Origin of the sequence: Paenarthrobacter sp. CM16, assembly GCF_013179505.1 — a bacterium.
Lineage (GTDB): Bacteria > Actinomycetota > Actinomycetes > Actinomycetales > Micrococcaceae > Arthrobacter.
Genome location: NZ_JABMCX010000037.1, coordinates 1 through 23774 on the forward strand (window position 1 = coordinate 1; position 23774 = coordinate 23774).

Consider the following 23774-nt stretch of genomic DNA (forward strand, 5'->3'; position numbering starts at 1 on the left):
GCCGTGACGCCCTTGAGGTCACCGAGCCCGTCACCGTTCGCATCGTAGAAGCTGCGCGGGTAGATCTGATAGACGGCCGCTTGGCGCCACCAGTTCGGATCGGACATGCGTCCGGCGTCTGTACGGTGTGCCTGGGTGGCGGAAGTACTCACGAAACTCCTTTGATTTAGATTCTAAATTTATCTTCCCGACCAGTATGAAACGGCTATCCGGGAAGGTCAACAACGGTTAGCCCTTGACCGCGCCTTGCGTCACGCCGGCCATGACCCATCGCTGCGTGAACAGGTACGCGACAATCGCCGGTGCCATCGCCATCAGGTAGGACGCGAAGGACACGTGGTAGTTGTTGCTGAACTGCGTCTGGAACAGGTTCTGCCTCACGGGAAGCGTCTGCATTGCCGGATCGGAAATAATCAACGACGGCATCATGAAGTCATTCCACGCGTACAGGAATGCGAAGATCCCCACTGTTGCGCTCATGGGTGCCAGTAGCGGAAAAATCAGCTTCCAGAAGGTCTGCCAGGTGGTTGCGCCGTCTATCCTGGCGCTCTCTTCCAGTTCCATGGGGATGGACCGGAGGAACGCAGTGAACAGCAGCACACTGAAACTCAACTGGAACATGGTGGCCAGCAGGATAACGCCGAACGGGTTGTCCAGGCCGAGGCGGCCGGTGAGCTGGATCTGCGGCAAGGCAACCACAGGGAAGGGAATGAACATTGCGCCCAGCAGGTAAAAGAAGGAATACCTGAAGAGCCGCCGCTCCCAGTTGCGCACGATCGCGTACGAGGCGAAGGCAGCCAGGATGATCGTGGCCAACACCGTCCCGGCTGTCACCAGCAAAGACATCGCCGCTCCCACGGGGAAGTTCGTCAGGGTCCATGCCTGGACGAAGCCGTCGAGGCTGAACGGGGCGGGAAAGGAGAAAGCATTGCCGTCCACCGCCTGCCCCTGGGTCTTGAACGCCATGGAAACGGTGACATACAGGGGAAGGAGCACGGTCACTGCGCAGAGGACCAGGACAGTGGTTGCCGGCCAGTTGACGCGTTCAACTTTGGTGCCGGATTTGCTGGAGGCTGGCTTGGTGGTCATCGAGGTGTTGGTCATTAGAGTGCATTCCGTCCGCGGGTCAGCGAGAGCTGTACGAGAGAGATCAGGATGGCCACCACGAAGAAGATCGTGGCGTTGGCCATTTGATAGGCGTAGTCGCCGCCATTGAATCCGGCAATGACAGTCATCGCGATACTTCTGGTGGAGGTTCCCGGGCCTCCGTTTGTCAGCCCCACGATGATGTCGTAGGCGTTGAGGAAGCCTTTGAACCCGAGGATGATGTTGATGACCACATAACCGGCCACCAAGGGAAGCGTGATCTTCACCAACTGCTGGAATTTGCCGGCACCGTCGATTTCCGCCGCCTCATAGACGTCTCCGGGAACGGCCACAAGCCCGGCAATGTAGATGAGCAGAGCCCCTGGGACCGCCTGCCAGGCCGTGACAAGCACAACTGCGATCCAGGCAAGATCCGGGTTGGCGAGCAGGCTGCTTTCCAGCCAGGGAACTCCTGTTGCGGCACCGAGCGATGGCAGGGAGTTGGAGAACAGGAAGTTGAAGACGTAGGCGATGATGATGCCCGAAACCACCATGGGGATGACGAAGATGGTCCGCAGCGCAGTCTTCATCCGGATGCGCGCCGTGAGCCCGACGGCAAGAAGGAAAGCCACCAGATTGACGGCAATGACCGTCACTATGGAGAAGCCGAAGGTGAAAAGGTAGCTCTGCAGGATGGCGGGGTCACTGAAGATCGCAATGTAGTTGGTCAGGCCCACAAAGTCCCAGTCGCCAATGCCGATCGAGTTGGTGAAGCTGAAGAAGATTCCGATGATGCCCGGGACGGTGATGGCCAGGGTGAAAAGGACGAGGCTGGGCACCAGGAAGACGTAGAAGATGGGCTCGACGCGCCGCTTGCTGCGCGGGTGCCGGGGACGTGGCCCTTGATGGCCTTTCGCGCGCCGACTCCGCGGGGACAGATCCTGGTTCCGGCGGCTGTGACCGGAGCTGGTGGTTGGGGTGCTGATGCTGGACATGTGTCTGACTCCCTATGGTCTGCACTACTGGCGGAACGCCAGGCGCGCCCAATCTGCGTCGAGTGTGCTGAGGGTGGATGCCGGATTTGCGCCGAACACGAGTGCTTGGGTGTAGTTCATGATCGGGATGGTGCGGGGAACCAGCACGGAAGGACCCTGATAGACCTTGGCGTCCTCGTAGTACTGCACCATCCCTTCGATCCGGGGATCGGGCACCACTGCGGAGTCCTTGGTAGGGGTGAAACCCAACTGGGATTTGTTGTAGGCCTCAATGATTTCCGGCTGGTAGAGGTACTCCAGGAACTCCCGCGCAGCGTCTTTGTGCTTGGAAGCCTCCGGAATCCACGCCGCGAGGTCCACATTCACGCGAACCCGCAAGTCAGCGGGGTCCTCGGTCATCGGCAACGGAAAGGTACCGAGTTTGAGATCGGGGGCGGTCTTGGCGATCTCGCTGAACGCCCACGGGCCCTGCAGGTACATGGCAGCCTTGCCCTGCGAGAAAGCCAGGTTGCCATCGCCGTACGCCCGGCTTGCAGCGTCCTTGTTGACGTAGCTCCTGGCCAGCGTCAGCATCTTCTGCACAGGCTGGTCAAAGTCCTTCCGGAACGACGCCGAGGACTCCGGCCCCACGTCCACGCCCTGGGCCGCAAGTTTCTTGAAGAAGTCAAGAGTGTCCACTTGGCCACCCACAGAGTAGTCAAACCACCCCTGGGCAATGGTCCAGTCATCCTTCCACGTGGCATAGAACGGCGTAACACCCGCGGCTTTCAGCTTCTCGCATGCCGCGATCAATTCGCTCCAGGTGGTGGGCACCTTGATGTTGTTGGCCGCGAAGATGTCCTTGTTGTAGATCACCGAGGACGCCATGACCGAGTACGGCAGGGCACTGGTCCGGCCGGGATAGGAACCGTACTGTTCCATGAGCGGTTTGAGGTCTTCACGGATGCGGGAGGACGCCTCCGTACCGGACAGATCGCTCAACGCGCCGCGCTGGACGAATCGCGAAGTCTCCATGTTGTAGTTTGCAAGGGCAATGTCCGGCGGATTGCCGCGAACGAAACTCGCGGACACGACGTCGACGCCGGAAGTGTCCAGGACCACCTCGGTATGGTCCTGCGAAACGTTGTAGTCGGCGACCAGTTTGGTCATGAAACCAATGGCTTCCCGTTTGCTGAACGTGAAGCGGATGGTTTCCTTGCCCGTTTGTCCCGAGCCTGAATCTTCGGCGCAGCCTGAGAGGAGGCCTGCGAGCAGCGCCAAACCCAACCCCATTGCTGCGAAGCGTTTCCTGTGTGTCATTTTCACAGACACCGTTGCCCTTTCGTTTCGCGGGCCTCAGTGGCCGCATGTGCATCGGACGGCGGATGATGCGCCTCGCCGCCCGAAGTTTAGATAGGAGCTAAATTTACGTCCTATCGGTAACCATGGTGGGTGATGGGCGCCACAGGGTCAAGCGTTCTCCCAAATGCGTCGACATTTAAATTTATGTACTAAATTTAGAGAGACCGCTCTATCATTCCGATGGGGCTGAAGAAGTGGGAGCTTTCGAATGCAGACCGGCACCGCACCGTCGACGCAATTGGTTCGAAGGGTCAACGCGACGGCAATGCTCAAGGCCATGCGCGGCGGGGGAATACTCACTGGCACCGAGCTGATGGCTGCCACCGGACTCTCCCGTGCCACCGTCATTTCGATCTGCGACGAACTCGTCCGGCTCGGCTGGCTCCAGGAATTGGAGAACCAACGAGGAGCCGGTGACTACGTCAAGGGCAGGCCAGCCCGCCGTTTCGCTTTTGACGACAGCGCGGCCAGTGTGATTGGCATCGACATCGGCGCCACCAAGATCACAGCGATCGTGGCCGACATGGCCGGAACGCCACTGTCCAGGGTCACGACGCCGTTCCGCACCTACAACGTTCCGGCCAATGAACGCGCCGACGTGTTGGACCGGATTGCCGCGGATGCCTTGGAGAAGGCCGGCGTAACTGCAGACTCAGTTCTTGCCGTGTCCGTTGGCGTTGCTGCCCCGGTAAGCCGGGAGGGCGAGGTCCTCAGAGCGCAGGAATTCTGGAAATCATTCGACGTCCGCCGAATAGTCTCCGAGCGCCATGGCTGGCATGTACTCCTGGAAAATGATGCAAACCTCGCCGCCTTGGCAGAACGGTGGCAAGGCACCGCGCAAGGAGTCGACAACCTTGTGGTCATGCTGGCAGGAGACCGCTTGGGATCCGGCATCCTCGAATCCGGCCGGCTGCTCCACGGGCATGTGGGCGGCTTCGGCGAGCTGGGATTTCTGGACACCGTGGATGGCGTCGGTGACACCTACGGCATCGCCCACTATGCAGCGCTGTGGGGCAGGGAAGCCCTGGTTGCCGGCGCGGAAACAAAGATGCGGGCCCTCTGCGGCGATGATCCCCAAACCTTGACCGCGGAGATGGTGTTCAGGGCAGCAGCGGACGGCGACGAAGCAGCCGGCGGTGTCCTGGACCGCATGGCACACCGGATGGCCCGGGTTGTTGGTTCCATCAGCACCTTGGTCAACCCTGAGCTGGTGGTTATTGCCGGAGCCGTCGCAGCATCTGCCGGTTCCCTGATCCCGGCGATGGAACAGCAGATACCGGACTTCACCTTCACTCCCCCACGGCTGGCAACCTCCACCCTGGGAGACGGCATCGTGTCCCTCGGCGCCATCCGCCATGCATTGGACTACGTCGAAGAGCATGCGTTGGATTTGTATCCGGCTTCTGCCTCACATCAGATGGCCGCCGCCGGTCCGGCATAGATCTCCCGGCGTTGCCTTAGTCCGGCATCGACATCGTTCGCAGGTCCAGTTGCCGGAGGACGCGGTCTGCCACCTCGGGATCGGTTCCTGGCTCGTTGCGGGCAGCCACCACTTCCTGGCGGGCGGCGTCCAGGGCAATGGTCTGCACGGCGATGGACAGTTCCCGCCCACGCTTGCGCTTCTCGGCAACGGATTCATTCTGCAGCGTGCCATCCAACAACTCCGCATGGAGACGCCGCATCTTCTCCTTCACAAGGGCCACCTTCTCGGCGGGGAGTTCCTTCATGAGGTCGTGTTCCTTCAAGGCTGCAACAGCGGCCGATTGCGCCCGCTTGGCCAAAACTTTGGCAGCGTCCTGTTCATGTGATCCGTCCTCGGTTGCGTGCAGCACGCGCATGAGCCAGGGAAGCGTCAGGCCGGGCAGGACCAAGGTGGCCAGGAGAACCGCGCAGGCAATGACCAGGATCTCGTGGCGGGCCGGGAACTCGCTGCCGTCCGGCAAGGTCATGGGGAGGGCCAGGGCGAGGGCGAGGGTAGCCAGGCCACGCATGCCGCACCAGGTCAGGATCAGCACTTCCTTGGGCGAAGTAGGTTGCAGCAGGTTCCTGCGCTTGCGTGCGGTGAGGGCAAGGAGTCCCAGCCAGAGGAAGCGCACCACAAAGACCAGGATGCAGATCACCACGGCCATGCCGATCATCCCGAAGATGGCAGTGCCTTCATCACGGATGACGTGGCGGATTTCCAGCCCCACCAAGCCAAAGGCCAGCCCGGTGGCCAGCAATTCCACCACATCCCAGAAGGCAGTGCGGGTGATGCGCTCGGCCGCGTCCTGCGGCCGCGTATGGCGCTGGAGTTCCAGGGCAGTCACGACGACGGCCACCACACCGGAGGCGTGCAGCTCTTCGGCGAGGATGTAGGCGGCGAAAGGAACCACCAAGGTGACAGCACTGCGGGCAACCATGGAGGTCACCAATTGGGTGATGAACTTGGTCAGCCATCCCATCGCGATGCCGATCAAGACCGCCAGCGCTGCCCCGATGACAAACTGCGGAATGACCTCTGGACCCACGTCCTTGCCGGACATGGTGGCAGCCACCGCCGCTTGGAAGATCACGATCGCCGCGGCGTCGTTGAAGAGTCCTTCGCTCTGGAGGACCGTGATAAGCCGGCGGGGCATGTGAACCCGGCCGGCCACGGACTCCACGGCCACAGGGTCCGGAGGTGCCACCATGGCACCCAGCGCAATGGCAGCGGGGATACCGATGCCCGGAATCATGAGCCAGGCAGCACCGGCCACCACGGCAGTGGAGACCACCACCAGGGCCACGGCCATCAGCAGCAGCGTGCGCCAGCGTACGCGGAACACTGCCCAGGAACTCTTCTGCGCCGTGGCGAACAGCAAGGGTGGAAGGAAGATCGGCAAGATCAGTTCAGGCGAGATCTCAAACTCGGGAAAGCCCGGAATGAACGTCAGGGCAACCGCCAGGAGCAGCATCAGGACCGGGTAGGGAAGCCTCAGCTTGTCCCCCAGGCCCACTGCCACCACCGTTGCAAGCAGCAACCCGACAATGAGCGCCAACTGATCCATTTTCCTGCTTCCCCTGAGGTTGTGCGGCACTTCCCCAGGCCAAGCCGAAAAAGTTCCCTACCAACATATCCCGGCGAGCACGCCTATCCCCGGGAGGGAGCGCGCATCAGTCCTCGGTGAGTGCGTCCACAACATCTACGGTTCCATCCTTGAACGCAATGGTCCTGTGGATGGTACCCGGCAGTTCCAGGACCGCCGCCGTGACCAAGGCAACGTTCGCCCGCGACGTTTCCGTGCCATTGCCGGGATTCTCCGGCGAAGTCTGGATCAAACCCGTGGCGGGCTCGTTGGTGAGGGTACCCGGACCCAGGACAGTCCAGTCCAGGGCCGTGCCGCGCAGGTAGTCATCCGCGGCCGCTTTGGCTTCCGCGTAGGCAAAGAACGGGTTGTCCGCAGGGACTCCGTGGTCCTTGGCTGCGCCGATGTAGGAGACCATCACGTAGCGCTTGACGCCGGCCTCGGCTGCAGCGTCCATTGAGCGGATGGCTGCGTCACGATCCACGGCATAGGTCCTGGCAGGATTGCCTCCCCCGGCGCCGGCGGACCACACCACCGCGTCATGGCCCCTGAGCGCCTCGACGAGTTCCGCCGTCGTCGAGTTCTCAACGTCCAGGACCGCCGCGGAGGCTCCGGTCTCCGTGACATCCGCCACATGATCGGGATTTCGAATAAACGAGGTGACGTCGTGACCTTCATCACTGAGAATGCGGGACAGATGCAGGGCCACTTTCCCGTGGCCGCCAATGATTGCGATTCGGCTCATGGACCCATTCTGTCCCACTGAACGAAAAAAGACCCCGCAGGCGAAAGCTGCGGGGTCTTGCTCTGTAGCGGTGGGGAGGCTCGATCTCCCGACCTCACGATTATGAGTCGAGTAGTAAACCCACGTAAATATGCACAATTTCGGTTAGGAAACAGCCTTTCGACAGCCAGATACTTTGCCCCCGATCAACAGCAACTACGGGCGTTGAACTGTAGCGGAATTCAGCAGCTCGTCGACCGCGCTGGCCGAGGCATGTGCGTCATCCGCGAACAGCTGCGCATATACATCCAAGGTAGTCGTCGCCGAACTGTGACCAGCAATTTGCTGAACCACTTTCACGTTCGCGCCAGCGCTTATCGCCAATGTCACGGCGGTTCTTCGGAGGTCGTGAAAGACCATGTTTGGAAAAGTTGGATCGTCAGCACGGCACCTCTCAACGGCTGGCTGGAACACGCGGCGAGCAAAATTAGACGATCGTAGCGGAGCACCCGTTGGCGAGGTGAACACGAGACCACCAAGGTGTGTTCGTTCCAAGTGATCTTCCAGCAACGCAGCAATAGACTTTGGGATGGGGACCTTTCGCAGCTTGCGAGATTTGGTGGTTTCCCGGAACTGCAGACGACCGTCTACTGGTACCAAGGTTGTTCGGACGATAACCTGCGGCTTGTCGCCAAATGTTAGGGCATCGGCGTAGAGTCCAGCGATTTCTGACCATCGGAGGCCTGTTGTGCCAGCGAAAAGGATCAGAAGCCTATAGACGTCATGGGCAGCTCCCGCGTACCGTCCGCCATTTGCAGCTTGTTCGGCGAACGATTGGAGCTGGGCAGCTGTCAGCGCGGCGGGATCACGAACTGGTTCGGGTTGCTGAACATGATTGATTGTTGCGTTGCGGGCCGGATTAGCCGCCAGATACCCTCTTCCGACGGCATACTCAAGCATCCGTCCCAGCTGTCGGTACGACCGCTGCCGCGCATCGTCCGTGGAGAATGTTTCCAGCCAGTCATTGATGACCGTTAGCGAAATGGTAGCCAGCACCCGGTTCTCAAGGTGGGGCTTCATGTGGGACTTATAAATGCGCCTGTACCCGGCGACCGTGACCGGAGACGAAGGGCGAGACCCCCTTGCCCCGACCTTTTCAATGCGCGCTATCCACTCTTCGTACAGATCCTGAAACCGGATCTTACCGCCCTTACGGGTATCAACGAGGGTGCCGCCCGCCCTTGCGGTTCTGACCTCCAGGTCGTGCGCCTGCGCTTCACCTTTAGTCCTGAAGCGCTTGTAGCGACGCTTACCGTCCACCCGATAGTCATGCTCGTACCTTCCATTTGGAAGCCTTCTGATCGCCATGAGACAAGACTAGCCAGAAAGTCGTACATTCGCGAGCAATCGCTCATGGGTTAGCTCCCCAGAATGTTCATATCAGCTTCTCCCAAGTCCCCGGAAGATCTCGGAACAACCTCGGATCACGAAGGAGCCCACTTCCGGTGGGCAAGGAGGCACCCCTTCCACAGGTGTATCCACGTGCAGTCAGCTCAATATAAACCTCGGTGCCGTCTCCTTATCCCGACGGTCCTACAAGATGGAGTTCTCCGTGTCCGCTACTCCCATTCACGTCAACGCCCTCGTTGAAAAGGCCCAGCAAGTCTCCCAGTCCCTCTACATGGATCGCCGCGCGACGGCGGCATTCATGGGTGTGAGCGAGAAATTCCTCGCCACTCACCTGACCGACGGCCCCAAGCGCCTCCGCGTTGGATCAAAGATTGTCTACCGTCTTTCCGACGTCGAGGACTGGATGCGACAGCAGGAGATCTCCCGCTAGAGGATCCTTGCCGTGAGCTATGCCTACAGGCTGAATAGCCCGAGTTGCTCTGGCAGCGCTTGCGCTCAAACTTTTCACCCCCAACCCAAAAGGTTTTTCCCGCCATTGGCATGACCCTTTTACCCAACAGATGGAGTTACCTAATGCCAGAAGTTATCAATCCGTCGTTTGGCCTGGTATCTGACGGCCAGTCGCCACACAAGCCACAACCTGGTCGTCCGTGCCCCGGACAACAGGTCGTCCCGATGAACCCGTTTCTGGACGCTTGGCTCCAAGCGATCGCCGCCGATGGCCGTCTGCCATTTGAAGCCCTGGAGGTGGCAGCTGTGATGGCCCGTTCCGTTGGGCTCGGCCGCGTTGCCTTCACGGATTGGCAGCGTATCAATGCCGCGCTTGGGCGTAACAGGAGGGACCTTGCAGTGTTCGGGATCATGTCGGAGCTCCATTTGGAAGGGTATCTCGACCGTAACCTCGACACTCGTTTCGGCCGCAACTATGGATGGTCGCTGTTGATTCCGGAGGAAGAACTGTGAGTGTCGTACCCACGTAGCTCTTGCGTCCTTCGCACAGCAAATGCGTGCCTGTCCGTCCTTCCTACTACGTTTACGGACCGGAGATGCCGCCCTTGATCGATCCAAAAGAGGCGCTTACCGAAGTCTTTAATTCCGATTCCCGACTCACGCAGTTCCACGCACCCCACTTCTTACCAACAAACCCGATAAAGGAAAAACCCATGACCAAGTCTGTGTCCGGGCGTGCCGCCTCTATGGAAACCCTTCGGCAGGCCAGGACGTTCGACACCAACAAGCGCCACTACATTGAGGTTGGACTGTGCTCCCGCTGCGCTGCCCAGGCAGCGTGGGGTCATCAGTTGGGCTTTTCTGGGCACGAACCGCCATGCGAGGCTTGTCAGCCAATCGTCGCCACATTTCCGGCAAAGAAGCCGAATGGGTGGCGGAGCAGTAGCCCGCGGCGAGGGGCCAGATACTCGTCCGCCATCCGCCCCGAGAGCAGTCGGAGCAGGCTCTGACGTCGATTCCCTGACAACGCAAGCACAAGACGTGCGGTGAGTCTGCGCGGGCGTGAGGGCGATAGTTGAACAGCAACCAGCCGCCCTAAGCGCTCGGCCCTGATGGTGACCCTGACATTTCGGCAGTCGGACCATTGGTGGTCATACCCATGGGAGATGACAGGAATGACATGGCAGGGCTTGCCCGCCTGAAATCCAGCGGACATCCATCCTGGCAGCTCTCGTCATCACTCACAAACACCTCACCCCGGCAAGTTCCTGACAACGTAGGGACGTTCGGCATCGATTGTCTACATATCTGCTGCGAGTGTCATACCTGAGCCGTTTGGGGGCCACCAACATCACTCAGGGTTCCCCCACCGAGGCTGCTTGTCGGTGACCGGCGTCCCGGCTGTGATGCTCCCGTCCGCTCTGCTCCCTGACAGCAACGGTACGGCGCACCTCCTCGGACCAGACTCGGAGGCCCTCGGTGTGACACTTGCTGGAGGTTTGCCGAAGACTGGCTGCACTGCCCATCGGAGGGCTCCGAGGCCGAAGGCCCCAGGAGAGGAGCAAGGCGGAACACGGCTGGACCGTCAGTGGGCAACACGCGTCCCGACTTGTGTCGCTATTTCAAGTAGAGAGCGAGAGTGCGCGTCACTCCGGGCCTTCGGTCCGTTACCATGGCCACGTGGCGACGACCAACCCCCCTACAAAGACCATGCTCGCGGCTATCGGACGAGTAGCAGGCGAAAGCGCGATTGTTGATGACTTACTCCGCGAGCTGTATTGCTGCCTCATCGGGTCGCCCTTCGGTCGAGTCATTGCGTCTGGCGATGACTCATCTGCCCTTGGACGATCCTGCCTCAAGGTACTGCGCTACAACTACAGTCTGACCGATGATCACGTCAAGGAAATAGTTTCCATCACAAAGAGGCTGGACAAGCTGCGCAGCTCCCGGAACCTGCTAGTTCACGCCGTCTGGAAACGCGGAACTAAACCGGGCGAACATGTCGCCGTCCTTAGCCGAAGGGTTTCCGAGAAGGCATCCGGGATGGGAACCCATCAGGTTGCCGTGTGGACCCATGCAGAAGCCGAAGCCGTTGCCGACGAGTACGCCAGCTGCGCGGACTTGCTCGAAGCTTTCATGGAGCAAAATTTCCATGAATACCCGCATCCTGACCTTTACCAGCGAAAAGTCTGGGCTGGTTTCACAGCGGCAATAGAGGGGTTAGCTACTCCTTCCTGAGCAGCCACGAGTCGCTCCCAATCAGCTCCGGTTGCGAATTGCGGCGTTGACCACCATGCATGGGGGGGTCTCGCGACTCGTCAAGCGTTTCACTCGTAATGAAAAGGTCATCAGTTCGATTCTGATAGGAAGCTCGGTTAGAACCCCCGGAAATCTGCGGAATTCCGGGGGTTTCTTTCTTTTTTCTTGACAGGACCGATTACCTGTGTATTCATCCGGATACTCCGTGCGTCCGGAGCTCTTCGTACTTTTTTCGTCACCACACGACCCCGAAACCCCTCGCCCCGCGGAGAGGCACCGACAGCCCGGATCAGTCGGCGGAAACGGGAACCACTACGTGCGTCGGTGGCTCCGCTACATCTGTGCCGTCCAGATAATCCGGCTTACCAAGTGGGCTTTCCATGTGAGAACGTCAACGGGCTGCCACATGAAAGGAGGGCCGGTCGTCATGAAACTCTGGCAGATCAGCGGTCAGACGCCTTATAGCGAGTCTCCCGAGCAGGAAAACGCTTGACACCGAGATCGATGACGTACTCAGTGAGATTCAAGCATCAATCGCGAGCACTACTGTCACAGCGAGAACAGGAATCCAAACAGGAATACGAGTGACAGCCGGACGGGTTTCTGATCGGTGGGACCTGACTCAAACACCCCGGGCTGAAGGGAAGCCTTCGCGATGCCTCGCACAGCACCAGGGAGGCCATTGCAGATCTCTTTGGCATCTTGGAAGAAAAACGGGCCGACAACGTCAAACTGACCACCCTCTCCAAGTTCCTCCGCCGCAAGCGACCCGAACTGCTTCCGCTCTTTACGCCAACATCGCCCACTGCTACACGGATTGCGAGGGTGCGCCCGTCCCGAAAGTCAGAAAGCTCAACAAACTGGACTACCGACTTTCTTGGCTGAAGCCGTGCAATGTGATCTAGACAGCCAGCATGATCTTTGGGAAGAAATTGCCGAAATTTGCCCCGGGGCCGAAGATCACTCTCCTTCGTGCACTGGACATTGTCGGCTGGATGATCTGCAAGCCTAGGGGTTAGCCTCCTCTGTGACAGCAATTCCCATTTAGTTAGGCTTCTGGAGGGCGAGCGACGTTCGTCACAGGTCAGCACACGCCGCCGCAGCAGTCTCGCCGAAGTACTCCCGTCGGCACGCACGCCACAAGCCGGGATGAATCCGCATACACAGAGTTCTGAGCGGCGGAATGGCACCTCCTTGGAGCCAGCACGTCACTTCCGATTACCGACAGCGCTGGCAGGTCGCGAACGGCTAAAGACGGTTTGCCTGGTAACTTTGAGTTTCAGCAGTACATAAGGAGAAGCACGTGATACCCGTAGTCGATGTATTCGCCGGCCCCGGCGGCTTGAACGAGGGTTTCTCCTCTGTCCGCGACAGCAGCGGTGGAAGTGTCTTCCGCACTGTAGCCTCAATCGAGATGGAGAAATCCGCCGTCCAGACGCTGCGGTTCAGAAGCGCAATGCGTGCCCTGCGCAACGGCGGAGCCGACGCATCGAGGGGGCTGGATGACTTCTTTCGCGGCGAGTTGTCCATGACGGCGCTCCATGCTGACCCTGACTTCCAAGTGGCCTACAAAGATGCTCTGGAAGAGGTGCACGAGTTCGTTCTGGCAGAGGAAAGCCGGGCCGAGTCAGATGCCATAATCAAGCGCGCAATTGGACCAAACGTCGACAAATGGGTCCTGATCGGTGGCCCGCCCTGCCAGGCCTATTCATTAGCCGGGAGATCGCGGCGCACTCGAGACCTTAACTTTCAAGACGACCACAAACACTTCCTGTACCGGGAGTACCTCCACATAATCAGGACGCACCGACCAACGGTTTTCGTAATGGAGAACGTAAAGGGTCTGCTCTCGTCGGTAAACCGCGGCGAAAAGATGTTCGACATGATCCGCGCAGACCTCGAGCGGCCTGCGGAGGGCCTCGAATATGATTTGTTCTCCATGGTGGTGGACAACAAAGGTGCCGAACACGAAGCCTCAGAGTTCGTGATCCGGTCCGAAAATTACGGAGTTCCGCAGAAGCGACACCGGCTGATCATCGTCGGCGTCCTCGCTCAGAGCGGTCTGTCTAGGCCCGCAGCGCTGGAACCGTCGGGACTGGTCACGGTCAGTGATGCCATCGGCAATCTCCCGGCGCTGCGCTCGAGAATTTCTCGTTTCAAGGTCGACGACTCGCAGGCCTGGTATGACATCCGCCGCTCCGTAAGGGACTTTGTACCGGGGTCTCGGAGCGCCGTGGGCAAGACTGCGCTTAAGCCAAGCTCTACAGACGCTCCGGCCGCGCTACCCACGGCAATGGACGAAAGCGTTACGCGCTACCACGAGTTCATCCGGCCGGCGACAGTTGCTTCCTTACCGACATGGAATCACGAAGCCCGGAGCCACATGGTTCAAGACCTACTGCGATACGGCGCGTTAAGCACCCTCGCCCAGCAGAGACTAACTAGCCCGAAGGTCCGGGAGCTGCCCCGAAGCCTTTGGCCGCTTCACGCTAATATCGAAGCTGACGTTGTGCCTTTCGAAGACAGGTTCCGTGTGCAGGTAGCCAGTGCACCGTCCACCACGATTGTTTCCCACATAGCCAAGGACGGCCACTACTACATTCACCCTGATCCAGCCCAGATGAGAAGCCTCACGGTCCGCGAAGCAGCCCGCCTGCAAACTTTTCCGGATGACTACGTTTTCCTCGGAAACCGGACTCAGCAGTTCACCCAAGTCGGAAATGCAGTCCCCCCGCTGCTGGCCCATCAAATCGGCCAGCGAATCGCCGCTATCTTCTAGACTCTTCGGCCTTCAGTGCTTCTTGGCTCTCACGAAAGACGTCGTCGACTAGTTCCGTCAACTGGGAATCGGACATATGAAAGACGCTGACGACCACCAAGCGCCTGGTGAAGCGCTTCATGGCATCTCTAAGAAGATCCATTCGTCTGGTAACTGAGATGGTTGCCAAATGTCTGATGGCTATTGCCCGGGCTAGTGGAGCATACCCTGTGATGAGCGGACGCTCGATCAGCTGAACCGATTCGTCCTCCGCAAGCCTCTGCGAAATGTCCGGCCCGAGCAGGCATGCGCGCCACCAAAGTCGGCCGAATGTGGTTCGCTTCATTGAATAGAGTCGCTCCTCGGTGACTTCCCACCGGGAACCGTCGATCGAACGGCGACCGTACCGCCAAATGACGACGTCAGGAAGTACTCGGACGTTGATGAAGTTCCACACTTCGACGCTCGTTGCATCGGACGGGAGGATATTCATTTTCTCGTAAAGAATCTTGGAGACAGCCTGGTCAAAGGCGGTTTTCTCTTTACCGCGCCCGACATCCGGGTATCCGTGGGCCCGGGCTGCCTCCATCACCGCTTGCCTGAGCTCAAGGAGGTCTGAGTCAGTGCACCGGCCGGTGGCTACTGGATAGAATGCCGCTCCGGCAGTAGATACTGCACCGGCGAATTCTGTAATCTCCTCCAGTGACTTGCGGCTCAAATCCTGCCAAGTGGCAACAGCCTGCGACAAAGGAAGCCTGGGAAAGCAAACCGGAGCCGGGCTCATCTTGCGCTCCCGAGGACAACACCTTGAAGCCCAGCTTCAACTCTTCCCGGATCGTCCGCGTACTTGCTTCGAACCTCGTTTACCGAACCTCCAATGAGTCGGACAACACCCAGCAGCAGTGCACCGAGCGAACCCTCGGGATAATCATGGGCGGGGTCCAAGTCCGGATGAGCCACGGCCTCTCGAAGGAGCTGGCGAATGAAGTCCATCTTCAGCACCTGCATCCAAACATCGCCAGTCTCGGACTCTGTGTGGTCAATGAGTGGGCGAAGCTGGGGATTGTCGGTGTTTAGCCACATCCAGAGCGTAGCTTCCACAGCGTCGTGCAGGTCTTTCGATAGAAGACGCAGCCACCACAAGGCGGCCTCCGGGTTCTTGATTCCATGATCTCTAAATGACACAGGGAGTATCGGAAGCTGGCCGGCGTCTCCTTCAAGGATCAGCTTTGAAGAGTGACGGTACACAGTGTGGCCGACCTTGGACGGTGCGAAGCGCGCCGACTGAGCAGCGGACGGCGTAAGCAGTGCCATCTCCAACTCGAGAGTCATGATTCCGCCAACAGCCGAAGCAGGAACCAGTAGCGATACCTCTTGGACTCCATCTAGTACAGCCTGCGGAGGACTGGTTGTAATTATGTTCGAAGCCGAAGACCGTGCCACTAGCACCCATCCAAGGACTGCGTCATGCGGAAGTTTTAGTTCGTCGCGCACGAGTACGAGGTTCACAGTGACCTTACAAGATGCCACAACGTCCGAGAAATAGTTCCAGTCGGGAAGGGCGCCGTCCGACAACTGCGTGACTCGTCCATTAACCGAATACTCCCACTCAGGCTTTTCGATTACGCCGTCTTCGAGAACTAAATGCCCTAAACTTACTGTTCTCATGGCGAAACCAGCTTCAGATCAACAGTTGATGAAATGGCGGTATCGTCCGGTTGGGTGAAAATCGCGAGGTACTCCTGCTGGGACTGCGCTACAACCCGGATTGACGGCTCCTTCACCAGTTGGCCATCGACCTTCCAGCCCACGAACTGAGGTCCCTCCGCCCCGAGCGGGGCGTCCCCTTCGATTGCGCCCGTGACAGTGACAACGTGGGCTCGCACCGACAGATCAAACAGCTCACCTGATTTCCCGCCCGTTAGGGAATACGAGAATGCGACATGGGCTATGCCACCCAATACAAGCAACCTTGGCGGGGACGTGAGCCGAGCAGCAGCGCGGCGACTCCTCGAGGCTCCTCCCCCAGGGCCAGGACCCTTTCCGGGCTGGGAGGCGGCGCCATGGCCGCTGATACCGCCAACAAGTCCTCCCAATGCCGTAGCAATGCGCGTTGCTCCCGCCGCCTGCTGAGCAGCAGTTGAAGGCGCGGAGGGCCGATGCATGTTCTTGAAGGTGTTCTCGATGCGGTTCAAGGCGATTCGGACAAAATTCCGGTTGCCTCTGGTCATCGCGTCCTTCACGATCCAGTCATCATGGGTGACAGGCTCAGATGTTGCGAAATCCTCATCCACTTCCGGGTCTGCGAGAAACACAGAGTATACGGAGTAGTCGTCTACGGGAGCCGCGACCGCAAGATATTTGACCACGATCCGCGGGTTCCTCATCAAAGCAACTGTGTTCTGCAATGCCCGGTCGTCCGAGATGTGATTGATGGCTTGGCGCATTGACAGGGTGCCCAGTCGGAAAATCGGATTCTGAGACATGATCACTTCTAGCTTCGTCTGAGGTGCCAACGGGGCACGCTTGGACGAAGCTGCCCGTTCCATGTCGGCATAGGCGTGGGCAAAGTGCTTCACTGAAGGCTCTTTGAAAGGCTCGATCGAAGGCAGGAACTCACCATCATATGAGAAGGCAAAGCCAACGTTGGGCCCTTCACCAATATCGACAGCATGAGGCCAGGCCCACTTCACAGCCGCAGCCCTGATGGCAGTAATTCGGTCCTTTGGCCCGACGTCGCCAGCCTCTCCTTGGAAAAAGTGCGGAGCCAGAATCATGATGCATGTCCCGGTTTCGTCGTGCGCTGGCACTGGCATTCCCACTGATTCCGCAATTGCCCTGGCCTCCGGACCTGTCGCTGGATCAATCACTCCATCTTCGGCCAGCACTCCCCACCAGTTCCGTCCAGTGAACTTGAAGCCGTTGTCGACGTACCCGTTATCACCTCCGGAGACACCTATCAGTCGATTTTCGAGCCTACCGTTGACCTTTGCCTGCGAGTAGACCAAGCAGACGCCCACTTGGCTTGCCTGGTAGAGAACTCCCTTGCCGTAGCCGTATGTGCCGCCTTCAAGCCCCTTGCTATCGCTTCTTCCGAAATTACGGACGAAGTCAGAGAAATCGTCGCGTTCCCCCGGTTCGGGTTCGACATTTGCCCGGATGGGCCCCCCAAGTCCCTTTGTCCCGTAGTCAGAGATCGTCAGGACTCGGATGCGGCCATTGTTGACCTTCTGGGGGATCCCTCGGGAAGCACCTTGGGGAGGGAGCTCATTGAACAGGTCATGCACCAAGATCCCGGACTGCTCTTCCGAGAGACGGGTGTCTGCGACGTGAAACTCGATCCGCTCAGCCAACCGCGCATCCCAGCTGTTCTGAAGAGCTTCCCGCAGGAGGACGCTCCAGAGATCCAAGCTCGTTTTGCCCATGGCCTTCTGGATCGATTTAGCGTCACCACTACCTGTTGCTTCCCAAGGGTGCCTGAACAAGCGAAAATCTACTCCCACGTTTCCACTGCTTCCTGAAGCTGCTCAAGTGGAAATTCAGTATCCTCAATTGGGCCGAGATCGACTGAGTATTGAATGGCGGTGATCCTATCGAGAATCCCTGGAGCAGTAAGAGTTTCATGGGTGATTCGTGGGAAATCGTTGTCGACGGCGAAAGTCTTCACAGCGAGTGCCGAGAAGCGGTATGCCGAGTAGTGTCCTGAATCCGCTTCAAAGTACCCGACTTTTTCAAGCAGCTTCAAGAGCTCCAACCGGTCTATGCCAGCTTCGAAAACCCGCTGCAACAGCGTTGGAACCGATTCACCTTGCGGTGTGGGCTCCACCTGGTAGGCGATAACGAAAAGGGGCAGCCCTCCGGTGCTCTCGAGTTGCCGTACCCCGTGGAAGGCGACGACCATGTTGTTGTGGTTCGTCGTTGTCTTGACCTCGAATGAGGCATTGGCAAATTCAAAGTCGTGACGGTTGCCTCGCGGCCCTGTCCACGCCCGAATCACCCACGGGCCATGGTGGAACGCCAACTGTTCCAGAAACACAAGTTCCCCGTAGAGGCCAGCCAGTTGAGCTTCGCCTAGCAAGCGCTGCTTCGTGTCTTGGAGCATTTCCTTCCACCGCCCGACAGTTTGCCGAGTTACCGGATCTGCCTCATTCGGTTTCTCAGCCAGCGCATCCAGAATGTCGTCCGCCAGCAAGCTGAACTGTGGAAACACACGCTCCGACAAGCACTGCAGGGCTAGGAACGATTGATGTTTCCCTGCTACGGGGAGGGTCCGATACCCGAAGCTGACAGACCGATTCTGCCAGTCGATACTGTTTTCGGCTGAAGGCGGGACGGGTATGAGGAGAGTTGGATAGCCGTTTCCGTCGATGGCGTGTACGACCGTCCCCTGAGGTGTGGCTACTTCAGTACTGCGTACGGTGAGCTTGTGCGGAGCCGGCACTTGTCCGCGCAGGAATGTGAATATCGAACTTGAGGATTCCTTCAGTTGAGTCATTTAGCTGCCGCTGCGTCTTCCTGCTTTAGATGCGTCTCATCCAAGTCGTCAACCGCCCTGAGTTCTTCTTCGACATCCTCAAGGTAGTCGGGCTCGATCCTGGCGCTGTAATAGTCAACCGTGTCCTGCAGGTCTCGCGCTTCCGGGAACATGAGACTGATACCTATCAGGTGCTGCGGAGCTTCGAGCGGCGCACGTTCTGTTTTCGCTGGTGCCGCTGACCCATGATCGACCTCTTCAATCTCAGCACTGATCGTGTCTGCCTCTTGTGCAGCCTCAGATCGCTTACTAATCGGATAGATTACGAGAAGGCCCACCTTGTCCAAGCCACGGGTCTTCCGCAGGTCACGCAAATGCCGATCCCGGACTTTGGGTTCACCGGGCAATCCCAAGGAATCCACGATGGACTTTTTTGTGTAGTGCAAATCAGCGAACCGATCCCATCGCGAGGTGATCGCTTTGAGGTTAGCCAAACCAGCAGCGCCCGGCACCAGTTTCCGGCGCCGCAGGAGCCTCAAGGGCTTTTCAAGCCCAAGTGAAAGATCGGATTCGTGGCTGTTCTGTCGTTCGATGAATACGACGTTCCACGATTCCAGCGCCCCCTTCTCGTTCTGGGCCCGAATGTATTCACGGACTGTGCTCGTCCTGATCGTCCGGGCGTCCTCGTGGACCTGGTAGTCATCCAAAAAGTCCAGAATCAAGTCCGATGAGACGCCCGCGAAGCCTCGGAAGGTTTTGCTGGGCAGTTCATTCTCGTTGTGCCCCGCGAGCTGCGCGGCCCTGACCAGTTTGGCGGTGGCGTCCAAGTTACCTTGCAGCCAGTCCTTATCCGCGTCCTTGAACAAAATGGTCTGAACCTTCGTGCCCGAGTAACTGACGTTGGCCTTGACGGCGCTGCGCATCTTGGCTGCGGCGGTAATCGCCATTTGAGGATGGGATCGAATACGGACCGGTAGCTGCCAAGGCTTCTTTCCTTCCTTCGCGTACGTGTCGATCTCTTCCCGTATCTCCGCTTCGACTGTTGCCAATGCGATGAACCACTCCCGCAGCTCCGTCGTCATCCATACTCGAACCAGATCCTCGTAGCCCTTGCGGTAACCGAACCAGCGGCCCATCTGCAGAAGAGTGTCATAAGCGGATGCAGCGCGGACAAAGTAGCTGGAGATCAACCCCTCCAGGGTTAGTCCTCGTGAGAGGGTATTTCCTCCGACGACAATGACGGTTTCGGGTTTTTCCTTAGTGAACTTGAGTCGTTCCTCGGAGAGGTAGTTGTCCATGACAACGGACGTGGAGTTCAGTGTGCTAGCCATAGCGCGCAGCACTTCTTGGGTGCTGATGTGCGCGTTTCCGAAGGACGAGGCTGAAACTCGAGCGGTCTCCTTGTCCCACAGGTCAGTCAAGTCTTGCATGAGCGCCGGATCCCCTGATGCAAGACGCTTCCGAAGGCCCGTCAATTCGTCTTCGACAGCTTCCTTAATTGCCTTGTGGGCCTGAGCACGCATTGATGTATGGACAAGCATCGAGGAGTGCCGAGTGTCCTTCGATCGCAGCCGCCGGGCAGTGGTGGAGAGTAGGAACCATTGAATCGCTTCCCCTAGCGATGGAGGGACGTCCGCGCTCCAGACTTCGAGTTCTTCCTTCTTCCCGGGCGGCCGGACTGCTTCCACATCCTCGAAAGGGATCTCGCGCACGATGTCCAGACCGTCGTCCGGCTCCACACCTTCTTCGACCTCGAGCGTCCCAAATATCCGTTCGGGCCCAAAGTAGGCCTCGGGGCGAGGCAGCGTCACGACGAAGTCCCTTGGATACAGACCGGCCTCGTTGTCCGGATCGATCAGGAGATTCGCGAAAGGAGTAGCCGTATAGGCGATATATGCGGCCTTGGGGTGCGATAGAAGCTCCCCAATCAACTTATTTATCGTGGATTGGCGGTTAGACGTTCCCACGTCTATGGAAGCTTGGTCCGCTTCGTCATCGATGATGAGAATGGGGCAACTGGCGAGGGTCGTGGCCGATGCCTTCTTAATCCAGGCATTCAAGCGCTTCAAGCGCGCGGGATTCTTTTTGACGATGGCGAGGAGCCTGAGGTCGTCTTGACTAAGAAGGGCCTCTGAAGCCGTGAGTTCGGAAAAATCGTGTTCCTGGGTGGTGAGCAAGTGGACCTTGGTCCGGCATGGTTCCACGAGGTATTCGAACAGGCGTTCCTGGGTCTGTTGACGCAGGTTGTCCGTGATACCGGACAAGACGATGATTAGCCGGTATCCGACATCTGCCGCCTTAGCGATGACCGACATGAAGTTGGTGGTCTTGCCGCTCTGCACATGGCCCAGGACCAGGCCCTTGGTGTCAATGGTCGGTTCTCCCGCCGGCTCACCCAAGGAAATGATGCGAGAGGAAGAACGGTCCACCTCGTCGACTGCATCCTGGAGTTCTGCACGAAGACGGTTCCGAAGTGGAGGCCAGAAAAAGTCGCCGTCCCTGGGTCCGCCGTACCAGCGAAAATCGTTGTCACCCTGAATCACGTCACCGTCTGGGAAGTCGTCCCATTCCTCGATGATCTTCTTGCGCCGCTCGTACTCGGCTCTCGCGTCGTTGAGCATCTTCGCCTCAACTTTGAAAAATCCGGTGGATAGAGACTGAACGGCGACTGAAATGCCCATACCGCCCCGCACAAGGCCCTCAAGGTGATCTGCCACTGCCTCGACAGCGGACTTACGTTCCTCAGCTTCCGTAGGCGTCGCCAGGTTCCCGTTTTGCGCGTCAGACCGCATCGTTCTTCCCCATCTTCGTGACAGCCCTCGCTGGCTGGATATCTATTTCAGATACTACATAAGAGGGGACGCCTGCTTAGTTAGCCTCGATGCGCGCGAACAGTGTCTCTGCGAAGCGCTTGGTGCCGCCAGGATCGCTCACGCAGGAACGGGTCGGAAGATCGCATCGCACAGCGGCGCTGCAGCCGAGCGTGCGCTGATCGCCTGGTTTGCTGGTGGTCTGGTGGCCATTGATCAAGGTGGAATGAACTTGAAGGGCTGGTCCTCGGCCTCTTGAGCCTCACTCCGGCAATCCTCTTGTGGGCACGAAAATGCGTCTTGATGGAACCGCCGGTCAGGATGGAAGCCTTGGAGTTTGAGAAAGCAGTGAATGGGGCGGTGGGGCAACGGGATGTCGCCCGTCAACGGTTGACCGCCGGTAGGAAGAGCATTGAAGAGCTGTGGGTTCTGCTCGCCGGTTTGGCAAAGCAGGCTGCTGATGCGTCATATGTGCTTGACGCCTAGAGATTGATACAACGCTTCCTGAGACGAGTGCTCTCGAGTGCATCGGCTGGTCGTCGCCGTCATGGAAGTTATCAACTTGCCGGTCTTCGCCCCTAGGGTCAGGGGCCGCTGACCGAAGCCTCGGATGAAGTTTTAGGGAAACACGCCGGCTCGCCGGTCTAGCGCCGGGGTAGCCAGCCAAGCAGCCTCTCCTCGGTCATCAGCTGCGCGTCCTGCGGCGCCACACGTGGAATGGCCGAAGCCCAAGGCGCTGCTGGCCGTGACAAGCTCCCGCAGAAATGCCGGGGACGGCACCCGACCTGTACGCCTTCGACGCCGAATGCAATGCCCGCCCCCTCCTCCATCCAATCGGTCATTGTCATGCCGTGCACCGAGGCGGAAGAAGCCGAAGCCCTCGCCGACCAATTGCGCGCAGCATTGGGCATCGACAAGATCGCGAAATACGCCTCTGATCTCGACACTCTCAGGGACGTGGCAGACGGCAAAGTCGACCTCAAAGGGGTTACGGACCAGAATCTTGCGGCTGCGGCCGCGGACGTGCTGGCGCCGGTGGATCCGGAAGAAGTCCGCCAGGAGAAGCTCGCTACGTGGGGTCCTGTGGAACTGCTTGTGCCGGAATGGCGGTATCTGCAAAAGCCGGCCCTGTTCCCGGAGCAGCAGAACTCCCGTGGCCTGATGGTCACCAGATGCAACGGGGGCAGGATCTCCATCCACGCATCACTCGAATCGTTGCAGTGAACCGGATGAAAAAAATATCGTGGTTCTTGGGTTTACCCGTCTGGACGAGATGGACCGCGTCAACGATCTTGCCAGTCGACTGGTTAAGCAGACACGCAAAGGCAAGCCCGTCTGGGTGCCGGCCACCGAGACCGAGGTGAAGGACTCTTCCTCCAACTCGACCTGAACGTTGTGGACGCTTGGGAAAAGAAGATCCTCGGCTCTCCCCTGCGGGCGGCTCATAAGCAGGCACGCCAATTGAATTTTTTATACAGCCGCTTCTCAGAGACCGCCGCAACAGTAAATCCCGACACCCGGCTGCCTGGCCCGCGGTACTGGCTCCTGCACACCTTCGCCCATACGCTCATTCGTGAGCTGGCAATGTCCTGCGGTTATGGGCGCTGCCAGCTTCACTGAACGCATCTACGGATGGCCTTCGGGGCCGCAGCGCGAGGCGGCGGCAGGACTGCTCATCTGCACCACAGTCGCCGTACCTTCGGTCCCGGCATTGCCACTGGGACAGCGGCTACGATTGTTTGCAGGAGCCAAGATAGGGGACACGATGACCGGCGAGAGTATGAAGGGCGAAACAGAGGACGAGTTCAGCAGGGACTTATCCTCACCTTCGCCCGGACTCGTCGACGAGACTTTGGATCACCCGGCTCGCTTCGCCGGAATGATTCAGAACCGACCCGATGTGCTCGACCACCTCGCTGCGGGCTACCAGTCGGTCCGAGAGGGATTCAGTGAGTTCCTCACCTCGAATGACCGCGGCGGGGAGCGAGTGAAGGAGACCGCCGACAAGCTCATTGATTCGATAGACAACGAGCTCGCCCGCGGGGGGCTGAACCCAGAGCAACGGTACCGGTTGATCCAAGCGGAAGAGCGCGTGCTCGGACAGGTTCGAGGAAATGAGAAGGATATTCGGCAGGCAAACGAGCGTTCTTTCGCAAAGGTCGTAGCGATCGGCACCTCCGTGGCGGTCGGGCTAGTCGTTCTTGGGTACCTCGTAAAAGAGGGGAAATTGCCCCTGCTTAATCCTCCTACCGCCTAGGGCTCAGGGCTCTGAACTCGGAAAAACTGCTACGAACTATGCCGATAGCCCGTCATCCCTGTCTGGCAATGACCCACGGGGCTGGAAAGATGGATCGATGGACGTCTACAGCATCACGGCAAACGAAGCCGCCGGTATCCTGAGCATCACCGGCCTGGAGCTG

General features: G+C 58.9%; 20 protein-coding genes and 1 pseudogene. 10 read left to right on the top strand and 11 right to left on the bottom strand.

The genetic code is table 11. From position 1 onward, the window contains the following. Positions 1-228: 228 nt before the first annotated feature. From HP499_RS05015 to HP499_RS05025, 3 genes are read right to left on the bottom strand one after another with little or no spacing between them, the layout of a single operon-like run. Positions 229-1104: a carbohydrate ABC transporter permease gene (locus HP499_RS05015; RefSeq protein ID WP_172322816.1), complete on the bottom strand. Its 876-nt coding sequence runs from the start codon at positions 1102-1104 to the stop codon at positions 229-231. Beyond that, positions 1104-2081, bottom strand: coding sequence for a carbohydrate ABC transporter permease (locus HP499_RS05020; protein WP_172322817.1), 978 nt, complete (start codon positions 2079-2081; stop codon positions 1104-1106). The genes HP499_RS05015 and HP499_RS05020 overlap by 1 nt, the downstream gene beginning before the upstream one ends. 24 nt (positions 2082-2105) lie before the next feature. Then, the gene (locus HP499_RS05025; RefSeq protein WP_253951410.1) at positions 2106-3380 is read right to left on the bottom strand and encodes an ABC transporter substrate-binding protein; all 1275 of its coding nucleotides are present in this window, start codon (positions 3378-3380) and stop codon (positions 2106-2108) included. A gap of 250 nt (positions 3381-3630) precedes the next feature. Between HP499_RS05025 and HP499_RS05030 the strand changes: the two genes are divergently transcribed. Further along, a complete protein-coding gene (locus HP499_RS05030) occupies positions 3631-4863 on the top strand; it encodes an ROK family protein (protein WP_172322819.1) in 1233 nt (410 codons plus the stop codon). 16 nt (positions 4864-4879) lie between these two features. On the opposite strand, the gene HP499_RS05035 is transcribed toward HP499_RS05030, so the two are convergent. The 3 genes from HP499_RS05035 to HP499_RS05045 form a co-directional block, all read right to left on the bottom strand. Next, the gene (locus tag HP499_RS05035; protein ID WP_172322820.1) at positions 4880-6451 is read right to left on the bottom strand and encodes a Na+/H+ antiporter; all 1572 of its coding nucleotides are present in this window, start codon (positions 6449-6451) and stop codon (positions 4880-4882) included. 106 nt (positions 6452-6557) lie between these two features. Beyond that, positions 6558-7214, bottom strand: a complete 657-nt coding sequence (locus tag HP499_RS05040; RefSeq protein ID WP_172322821.1) for an NAD(P)-dependent oxidoreductase — start codon at positions 7212-7214, stop codon at positions 6558-6560. A gap of 195 nt (positions 7215-7409) precedes the next feature. Continuing rightward, complete coding sequence (locus tag HP499_RS05045) at positions 7410-8561, bottom strand: tyrosine-type recombinase/integrase (RefSeq protein ID WP_172322822.1); 1152 nt, start codon at positions 8559-8561, stop codon at positions 7410-7412. A 244-nt stretch (positions 8562-8805) separates the two neighbouring features. Here HP499_RS05045 and HP499_RS05050 point away from each other — a divergent pair, with 244 nt between their 5' ends. The 5 genes and pseudogenes from HP499_RS05050 (at position 8806) to HP499_RS05065 (ending at position 14091) form a co-directional block, all read left to right on the top strand. Continuing rightward, positions 8806-9033, top strand: coding sequence for an AlpA family transcriptional regulator (locus HP499_RS05050; protein WP_172322823.1), 228 nt, complete (start codon positions 8806-8808; stop codon positions 9031-9033). Between the two features lie 143 nt (positions 9034-9176). After that, positions 9177-9566 carry a hypothetical protein gene (locus HP499_RS05055; protein WP_172322824.1) on the top strand — a complete coding sequence of 130 codons (390 nt, stop codon included), beginning with the start codon at positions 9177-9179 and terminating at the stop codon, positions 9564-9566. 1167 nt (positions 9567-10733) lie between these two features. After that, entirely contained in the window at positions 10734-11291 is a 558-nt protein-coding gene (locus HP499_RS05060) for a hypothetical protein (RefSeq protein ID WP_172322825.1), read from the top strand. Between the two features lie 654 nt (positions 11292-11945). Further along, positions 11946-12197, top strand: a pseudogene (locus HP499_RS25545) (DUF6308 family protein); the annotation flags it as partial. A gap of 418 nt (positions 12198-12615) precedes the next feature. Continuing rightward, positions 12616-14091 carry a DNA cytosine methyltransferase gene (locus tag HP499_RS05065; RefSeq protein ID WP_309138339.1) on the top strand — a complete coding sequence of 492 codons (1476 nt, stop codon included), beginning with the start codon at positions 12616-12618 and terminating at the stop codon, positions 14089-14091. Here HP499_RS05065 and HP499_RS05070 read toward each other — a convergent pair. The 5 genes from HP499_RS05070 to HP499_RS05090 all read right to left on the bottom strand — a co-directional run bounded on the left by HP499_RS05070 (position 14081) and on the right by HP499_RS05090 (position 21225). After that, a complete protein-coding gene (locus HP499_RS05070; protein ID WP_172322826.1) occupies positions 14081-14788 on the bottom strand; it encodes a hypothetical protein in 708 nt (235 codons plus the stop codon). The genes HP499_RS05065 and HP499_RS05070 overlap by 11 nt on opposite strands. Positions 14789-14850: 62 nt before the next feature. Further along, positions 14851-15738, bottom strand: coding sequence for a hypothetical protein (locus HP499_RS05075; RefSeq protein WP_172322827.1), 888 nt, complete (start codon positions 15736-15738; stop codon positions 14851-14853). Then, a complete protein-coding gene (locus HP499_RS05080; RefSeq protein ID WP_172322828.1) occupies positions 15735-17495 on the bottom strand; it encodes a hypothetical protein in 1761 nt (586 codons plus the stop codon). Before HP499_RS05080 ends, HP499_RS05075 begins: the two co-directional genes overlap by 4 nt. A gap of 68 nt (positions 17496-17563) precedes the next feature. Continuing rightward, entirely contained in the window at positions 17564-18565 is a 1002-nt protein-coding gene (locus HP499_RS05085) for a PD-(D/E)XK motif protein (RefSeq protein ID WP_172322829.1), read from the bottom strand. Beyond that, a complete protein-coding gene (locus tag HP499_RS05090) occupies positions 18562-21225 on the bottom strand; it encodes a Z1 domain-containing protein (RefSeq protein WP_172322830.1) in 2664 nt (887 codons plus the stop codon). Before HP499_RS05090 ends, HP499_RS05085 begins: the two co-directional genes overlap by 4 nt. Before the next feature lie 459 nt (positions 21226-21684). On the opposite strand from HP499_RS05090, the gene HP499_RS05095 reads away from it, so the two are divergent. The 4 genes from HP499_RS05095 (at position 21685) to HP499_RS05110 (ending at position 23611) form a co-directional block, all read left to right on the top strand. After that, positions 21685-21840 carry a hypothetical protein gene (locus HP499_RS05095; protein ID WP_172322831.1) on the top strand — a complete coding sequence of 52 codons (156 nt, stop codon included), beginning with the start codon at positions 21685-21687 and terminating at the stop codon, positions 21838-21840. A 324-nt stretch (positions 21841-22164) separates the two neighbouring features. Continuing rightward, positions 22165-22578 carry a hypothetical protein gene (locus tag HP499_RS05100; RefSeq protein ID WP_172322832.1) on the top strand — a complete coding sequence of 138 codons (414 nt, stop codon included), beginning with the start codon at positions 22165-22167 and terminating at the stop codon, positions 22576-22578. Positions 22579-22597: 19 nt separating this feature from the next. Next, on the top strand, positions 22598-22744 hold the full coding sequence (locus HP499_RS24865; protein ID WP_216659754.1) for a hypothetical protein: 147 nt from the start codon (positions 22598-22600) through the stop codon (positions 22742-22744). A 375-nt stretch (positions 22745-23119) separates the two neighbouring features. Continuing rightward, positions 23120-23611 carry a hypothetical protein gene (locus HP499_RS05110; RefSeq protein WP_172322815.1) on the top strand — a complete coding sequence of 164 codons (492 nt, stop codon included), beginning with the start codon at positions 23120-23122 and terminating at the stop codon, positions 23609-23611. Positions 23612-23774: the final 163 nt, after the last annotated feature.